Below are 1,312 nucleotides of genomic sequence, written 5' to 3'. Positions count from 1 at the left end.
TGCTCCAACCGGAGCGGATCGGTGTCCACCTCTCCGAGGAGTTCCAGCTCCACCCCGAACAGTCCACCGACGCCATCGTGATCCACCACCCCGAAGCCACATACTTCAACGCACGGTAGTGGCAGCCAGCGAGACGTGTTCCGCGCACAGGAGAGGAGTTCCGTCTTGTCGACAGCGCCCGAGGGCCGTCGCACCCGCCCCGCCACGCGCCGGCTCCTGGTGGACGGCGAGCCGTCGTTCTCGTTCGAGTTCTTCCCGCCGAGGACCGACGCCGGGATGCGCGGACTGTGGCGGACGGTGCGCCGGATCGAGACGCTGTCCCCGACCTTCGTGTCCGTCACCTACGGTGCCGGCGGGTCGTCGCGGCAGCGCACCGTCGAGGTCACCAAGCGCATCGCCGCAGAGACCACGCTGCGCCCGGTCGCGCATCTGACGGCGGTCGGGCACTCCGTCGCCGAGCTGCGCCGGATCATCGGCCAGTACGCGGACGTCGGCATCCGGGACGTACTCGCGCTGCGCGGCGATCCGCCGGGCGATCCGGCCGGGCCCTGGGCCGCGCACCCCGAGGGCTTCACCCACGCACACGAACTGGTCTCCCTGGTGCGCGAGTTGGGGGACTTCAGCGTGGGGGTCGCCGCCTTCCCGGAGCGGCATCCGCGCTCGCCGGACTGGGAGAGCGACATCCGGCACTTCGTCGCCAAGTGCCGGGCCGGCGCGGACTACGCCATCACCCAGATGTTCTTCCACGTCGAGGACTACCTGCGGCTGCGGGACCGCGTGGCCGCCGCCGGGTGCGACACACCGATCATTCCGGAGATCATGCCCGCCACGGACGTCCGGCAGATCCGCCGGTTCGCCGAACTGTCCGACGCCGCCTTCCCGGAGGACCTGGCACACCGGCTCGAAGCGGCCCGGGAGGACCCGGTCACCTCCCACCGCATAGGCGTCGACTACGCGACGCGGATGGCGTGCCGACTCCTCACGGAGGGCGCTCCCGGCCTCCACTACATCACCCTCAACCAGTCCGACGCGGCCCTCGAGATCCACCGCGACGTCCTGGCGGAACGCGGCGCGACACCTGCCCTGCGGAGCTGACACGCGGTCCGCGCACCGCCGTTCCCGTATCCCACGGTCCGACACACCGGCCTCCGGCCGCCCGACACCGCACACGGAGTAGGACATGTCTTCGCAGAGCCCCGCCGACTTCACCGATTTCAAGGTCGCCGACCTGTCGCTGGCCGAGTTCGGCCGTAAGGAGATCACCCTCGCCGAGCATGAGATGCCCGGTCTGATGGCGATCCGCAAGGAGTAT

The 1,312-nt window shown here is 70.2% G+C and carries 2 protein-coding genes; both read left to right on the top strand.

Annotation, left to right across the window (positions count from 1 at the left end):
- Nucleotides 1–216 precede the first annotated feature (216 nt).
- Nucleotides 217–1,095 (top strand): methylenetetrahydrofolate reductase [NAD(P)H], encoded by an 879-nt coding sequence (gene metF, locus IF37_RS0138270; RefSeq protein WP_030754329.1) that lies wholly within the window; start codon nt 217–219, stop codon nt 1,093–1,095.
- Between the two features lie 85 nt (nt 1,096–1,180).
- The coding region (locus IF37_RS43225; protein WP_158727462.1) for an adenosylhomocysteinase at nt 1,181–1,312 on the top strand (132 nt) is incomplete at its 3' end.

The sequence above is a fragment of the Streptomyces sp. NRRL S-31 genome (assembly GCF_000718775.1).
In the GTDB taxonomy this organism is placed as follows: Bacteria; Actinomycetota; Actinomycetes; order Streptomycetales; family Streptomycetaceae; genus Streptomyces.
This window is presented reverse-complemented; position numbering and strand designations above follow the sequence as displayed.